This is a genomic window from Mesorhizobium sp. M1A.F.Ca.IN.022.07.1.1, assembly GCF_003997575.1.
GTDB lineage: Bacteria > Pseudomonadota > Alphaproteobacteria > Rhizobiales > Rhizobiaceae > Mesorhizobium.
Genome location: NZ_RZST01000357.1, coordinates 1 through 5,741, shown reverse-complemented (window position 1 = coordinate 5,741; position 5,741 = coordinate 1). Strand labels below are relative to the sequence as shown.

General features: G+C 58.7%; 5 protein-coding genes and 1 pseudogene. 5 read left to right on the top strand and 1 reads right to left on the bottom strand.

Translation table 11 applies throughout. The features are described from left to right. The first annotated feature begins 41 nt into the window (after positions 1-41). The 5 genes from EOA75_RS27635 (at position 42) to EOA75_RS27615 (ending at position 3,704) form a co-directional block, all read left to right on the top strand. Entirely contained in the window at positions 42-326 is a 285-nt protein-coding gene (locus tag EOA75_RS27635; RefSeq protein WP_164747593.1) for an ABC transporter permease subunit, read from the top strand. Then, positions 323-889 carry an ABC transporter permease subunit gene (locus tag EOA75_RS27630; RefSeq protein ID WP_127325646.1) on the top strand — a complete coding sequence of 189 codons (567 nt, stop codon included), beginning with the start codon at positions 323-325 and terminating at the stop codon, positions 887-889. The genes EOA75_RS27635 and EOA75_RS27630 overlap by 4 nt, the downstream gene beginning before the upstream one ends. 84 nt (positions 890-973) lie before the next feature. Further along, entirely contained in the window at positions 974-1,165 is a 192-nt protein-coding gene (locus EOA75_RS35655) for an ATP-binding cassette domain-containing protein (RefSeq protein WP_164747592.1), read from the top strand. Positions 1,166-1,658: 493 nt separating this feature from the next. Next, positions 1,659-2,471, top strand: a complete 813-nt coding sequence (ehuB, locus tag EOA75_RS27620) for an ectoine/hydroxyectoine ABC transporter substrate-binding protein EhuB (protein ID WP_245466758.1) — start codon at positions 1,659-1,661, stop codon at positions 2,469-2,471. A 453-nt stretch (positions 2,472-2,924) separates the two neighbouring features. Beyond that, a complete protein-coding gene (locus tag EOA75_RS27615) occupies positions 2,925-3,704 on the top strand; it encodes a hypothetical protein (RefSeq protein WP_348628688.1) in 780 nt (259 codons plus the stop codon). Between the two features lie 457 nt (positions 3,705-4,161). Here the strand turns inward: EOA75_RS27615 and EOA75_RS27610 are convergent. Further along, positions 4,162-5,421, bottom strand: a pseudogene (locus tag EOA75_RS27610) (ABC transporter substrate-binding protein); the annotation flags it as partial. Between the last annotated feature and the right edge of the window lie 320 nt (positions 5,422-5,741).

Sequence of the window (5,741 nt, the reverse complement as noted above, 5' to 3'; positions counted from 1 at the left end):
GGTGCGGGGCGGGCAGATGCGGGCTGGGCTTGCGCTAGGGGATGAGCCGCGCCTCTGTCATCAGCCGCATTATTCTGCCGCAGGCGGCGTTGCGCATCCTTCCCTCATACGGTTCGATGCTGGCTATCATCATAAAAGACTCCGCCGTCGCCTCGGTCATTGCGGTTCCTGAATATCTCTACCGCTCGGCGACCATTTCGGCCCAGACTTATCGTCCGATCGAACTCTTCACCGTCGCCATAGTCGTCTATTTGCTGATCATCTTCCCGCATACGCGCGGGGTCGACCTTATCTATCAGCGCGTCGCGAAACTGGGGCGGTCATGACGTTCGACTGGTCTGTACTGTGGGCCTCAATGCCCGCCCTTCTCGACGGCGCTAAGACGACCGTTCTTCTTACCGTTCTGACGATGGCGGTCTCGATTCCGGGCGGCATCTTCATCATGCTGCTGCGGGTGGCGGAACCGCGCTCTCAATGTGGTCGGAAGCTGCAATGTCGAGGTGGCGCGCAATATCCCGCTCATATTGCTCGCCTAATCGGTCTATTATGTCCTCCCCTTGCTGCTCGACGTGCGCCTGCCTCCGTTCGGAGCGGGCTGCTGTCGCTCTCGCTTATCATCTCGGCCTACAATGCCGAGACGTTCCGCGCCGGCGTGAATTCGATCAGCCGCGGTCAGTCCGACGCGGCGCTGGCGCTCGGCATGAGCCGTGCGCAGGTCATGCGAAAGGTGGTTCTTCCGCAGGCCGCACGCCGCGTGCTGCCGATCCTCGCCAATACCTGGGTGTCGCTGTTCAGGACACGACCCTGGTGTCCGTCATCGGCGAGCACGAACTCGCGTTCACAGCGCTTCAGATACGTGCAACCACCTTCCGCGTGCTGGAGATCCTGACCGCGATGGCGGTCATCTACTGGCTGTTGGGTTACCGCACGCCAAGTTCGTCGATTGGCTGCATCGCAAATACGGAGTTGTGGAATGAACGGATCTCCGGACATTGCGGTCCGCCCGAAAGCTAAGGGAAGGCAGCCTATCGTCGTCTATGACGGCGTGGTGAAGAGGTTTGGAGAGTTCACTGCGCTGAATGGCGTGGTCGCCAGGGTCTTTCCGGGCGAGGTGGTTTGCCTGATCGGGCCTTCGGGTTCGGGCAAGTCCACGCTGCTGCGTTGAGGAACAAGCTCGAGACGATTGACGCGGGCCATGTCATCTTCGACGGAAAGCCGTTGCCCGACGAGGAAAGCAAGGCGCGCGTCGTGCGCCGCCGGATGTGTATGGTGTTCCAGAGACCTCGTGAAATGGGGAGGCCGGGATCGACAACGTCGACGTAATCTCGGTGAGGAGTTTTCTTCGCGAAAAACTTGCTTGCATCAGTTCCGCCTGCAGCCAGTTCGTCGTGGCAAACTGAAAACATGCACCGAGGCCAAGCCAGCGCTGTTTTACTGCATTCGGGATAAAGGATTCGCTCCAAGAGGACTCATGCGCGGTGTTAACTTTACCGTGCAGGCCCAGCGAAGGACACGATCGATTGAAGTGGGGCAGGCAGAGAACGAACACGTGAGCTAAGGGGAACCATTAGATGTGTGAACAGAGCAAAGGCGCAAGGAGCAGCAACTTGCCGAAACGTGGGATCCTTAAAGGATTGGCTGCACTCGGAATAGCGGCGATGACAGTCGGCTTCGTGGCGGGGTCCGCGGCAGCGCAGTCGTTGCTTGACAAGATCAAGAATGGAGAAACAATACGGATTGGCTTCTCCAACGAGATACCTTGGGCGTATCCGGGCAAAGACAACGAACCGCTTGGCTATGTCAACGCCATGACCTTGGACATCCTGAAGAAACTAGGCACGACAAAAGTCGAGCCGGTCGTGGGCGAATGGGGGTCGCTCATTCCCGGCCTGCAAGCCGGTCGCTTCGATATAATCACAGGCGGCATGAACATCCTGCCGGAGCGCTGCCGCAATGTGCTTTTCACTGACCCGATCGACAGGGATCCGGGGGCGCTGCTCGTGCGGAAGGGCAACCCCAAAAATGTGCACTCTTTCGATGACGTGCGTGACAAAGGCTTGACCTTCGTCACGGGGGCCGGCTGGGCTTCGGTGCCTATCGCGCAAAAAATCGGTATCGCCGACGACAAGATTCTGCAAGTCGCAGGCCTGCCGGAAGTACAGCAGGCGGTGAAAACCGGTCGCGCTGACGTCGGTTCGGGTGGCTACTATTCTATGAAATCACTCGTCGCCAAGGATGATAGCCTGGAGGTGGCCGATCCGTACACTCCACCCCAGAACATGAAAGAGATCCCGGGTTACGCCGCGATCGCCTTTCCACTGGACCAGCAGGCAGCAGTCGACGCCTTTAACGCAGTGCTGAAAGACTATATCGGCTCCGACGAAATGATGAAGTCGGTTGTCAAATACGGCTATACGAAGACAACCCTGCCCGACAAAGGCGTCACCGCCACCCAACTCTGCAAACGCTGAACGGCCGCGCCTCCCGGCCCTAGCCGAGGAGGCGCCCAGCGTTCGCTGGGCGAAAATCGTTGCGATCGGCTCGGCTATTGGGGGGGTGTTGAATCTCGAGCAGCCTATAGGTCTGGATTGCTGGTCCGGTGTCATCCGCGGTGTGCTTTAAGCTTTCGACCACCGACCATTAAAGTCAGAATCAAGCAGATTTCTGGGCTCTGGGCGACGAACTAGAAGGGCTGTCTAGGGCATGGGAATGCGAGCGGATGTGTTGCGATAAGGGCGGGTTAGTCGATCGACAGAACGCCGGTTTTGTACGGCTGAATTTGGCTCAACACACATTCCAAGCTAAATTTGCACGTCGGTCCGGCTTCCCTTTCTAATATGGTCCGGCATGACCAAACGTTGCTGGGTCTCACAGCCAAATGCTGACAGTACCCATCAATAGCCACAAGGAGGAAAGGCATCGCAATGACTTACATGTCTCCAGGCCGCGACCAGAACGGGGGAGTAGTGCTTTCCGCTCGCACTGGGCAGGTGTTCGCCGGCGCTCCGCTCGGAATATTGTTACTCGATGGAGTTGACTGTCCGTTTATACCAGGAAGCGTCGGCAACGCCAGCACCTGGAGTGTGCCGGTCCGTTACAAGCTGGTTCCGGGAATGAACGAGCATCAGTTGTTCGGGCCGACTCCCGCGGAAGTCACACCGGCAGTGGTGCAGGCCGCAATCGAACTTGCCCGGGAGGGCGCGCAAATGATCACTGCGAACTGCGGGTTTACTATTCACTATCAGGAGGCAGTTCGAGCCTCGGTCGACGTTCCAGTGCTACTGTCCAGCTTATTGCTGGCTCCATTTCTTGAGCGGCTGCTCCCCCGAACAAAGACATTGGGCATCGTGACGGGGGGCAAAGATTACTTCACGCCGGAGCTTCTGTCGGCTTCCGGACTGCTAGAAGCTCCGGATCGGTTCGTGGTTGCCAACATCACTGAGGCGCCCGCGTGGACGGCACTTTGGCGGTATCCTGGCACGCTCGACGTCGCGGGAGTCGAGAGCGAAGTCGTTCGCACAGCGATGGATTTGGTGAGCACTCGACCGGATGTCGGAGCGATACTCCTTGAATGCTCGGACCTGCCTCCCTATGCTGCGGCCGTGCAGCGAGCGACGCGTCTTCCGGTCTTTGATTTTACTTCTATGGTCGAGTTTTTCGCAGCCGGACTCATGCGCAAACCTTTCGACGGATTCTTGTACTAGGGCGCGGTGACCAATCACCTTTACCTCAGCAGGATGGGATCGCGAGTGTGATGAAGCCCATGACTGGCAAGCAGCTCGTGTTAGGGTTACGAGGCGCCGAAAGTTCTCAAGCCTGTGAAGAAGCGCTCAACAGGATGTCGTGAACGTGTTTGGCATCGTAAGCCCGATCGGCGAGCCGGCCCAGCCCCTGGGCACCAAGCCCCGTCTTGCTTGCGCCCTCTTCTGGCGTGCGGGCGTGCACGGAAGACTTGCAGCGTCCACGCACAATCATTCGGAATCCCCATCCTGGCTCAGCTCTGGGAGAGACCAGGAACGACCCCGCGTTCCGGCCGGGTCACGGTACTTGGTCGCCCAGTCGCATCAGTGCTCTCCGGAGTGCCCGCAGAAACTCAATGAGGACTCTCCCTCTAACCGGAGGAGATTAGGGTCTCAGGTCAAGCGCCGCACCAGCAGGATCTCAAGAATGTAGGACAGGGGCACGCTGACCCCAATCACCGAGAACAGCGGCCAGCGCCGGATTGATGCCCCAGCTAACGGTCATCGACCAGCCAAACAGGGCAGCAAGCAGGAAGAATTGACCATTTGCCGCGTTTGGCATCCAGATACTGCCGTAGACGATCGTCACGCCAGTGGCGACAAGGGCGAAAATCGCTCCCAGGAGAAGGCCTGTCGATAGAGTCGACAGGAGAATGATCAGAGTTCCATCGGACATCGCAATACCACCGGCTTTTACAGGGTCAGAGAAATTTGCTGCGGCTTTGGCGCCGCAGGCGTGTCTGCGGACGATGACCGTTATTTCACCAGAGTGTAGACTGGGATGACCTTCAGGGTCCCATTCCGTGTAATACACCTCCTTCGCCTTGTAGTTCTTTTCGGCGACTTCCTGCATCTGCATGATGTAGATGTATTCCACGCGCGCCCCGTTCTTGTCGAACTCAATCGGCAGGCCCGAGGTCGGCTCTTTCATCTTGAGAGCGGAGACGGCGGAGCGGAATTTTTCACGATCGTCGGCGGCCTCGGGCACATTGTCGAGCACCTGCCGGATGACGTGCGCGGTCACATAGCAGAAGTTCTCCAAGTAAGATGGCGGACGGCCGTTCTCCGCGGTGGACTTGGTGACGAAGTCCTTCCCTTCCGGCGTCAGCTTGTCGAGATTGGCGTCGAAGAACGTGCCGTAAAAGGAACCGACACTACGCTTGCCCCAGCTCAACACCTGGTTCGTAGCGAAGTAGGGATGGATGATCTGCTCAGGTTTGATGCCGATATCAAGCAACTGGTTGGTGAGCGTGTTGTCGAAGCCGCCACCGCCCACGGAAACCACGTAATCGGGATTGGCGGCGCGCACCTGAGCCACCTGCACGGTGGCATCATTGGCACCTTGCGGGAACACGATCTCGGGCTCGATCTTCACGCCAGAGAGCGGTGCCTGGTATTTAAGGCCGGCCGCGATGGCGCGCATGAGGGCGAAATCGGAATAGACGAGAGCGATCTTCGCGCCAGGCTTCTGCTTGGCGACGAACTGAGCGATGGCATAGCCCCAGCCGACGGCATTCGGCTCCAGACGGAAGGTATATTTTGTGCCGGGCTGGGTGAGTCGCGGGAAGGCCGCGACCGGCACCAGGTAAGGCACCCTGTTCTGCTCAGCATAACCGTAGAGCGCCAAGCCCGTATCGGAGCTGGTGGGGCCTGTGAGCGCCAACACGTTGCTCTGCGCGCAGCGGCCAGCTTGTGCCGAAGAACGCCCACGGGCCTGTCAGCTCCGTGACGACGCCAATTTTGACGGGCGGCTGCTGGGCAAGAACGCCCGACGGGGCCAGGGCGGCGCAGAGCGCGCCAATGCTACAATAGATCGCTGTGCCTTCTTCCTCATGGCATTTCTCCCCTCATTTGTAAGCTTTGATCCCTCTATTATACCAAAGGCTCTGAGGGCTGACTCTCTAGGGGTTCCCGCCTCGACTGATCCGTGATTCCTTGTTGCGAGGAGGATTCGGGCGATGGGATCAGCGGTGAAGATGCGGACGGACTATTCGGCTGTGG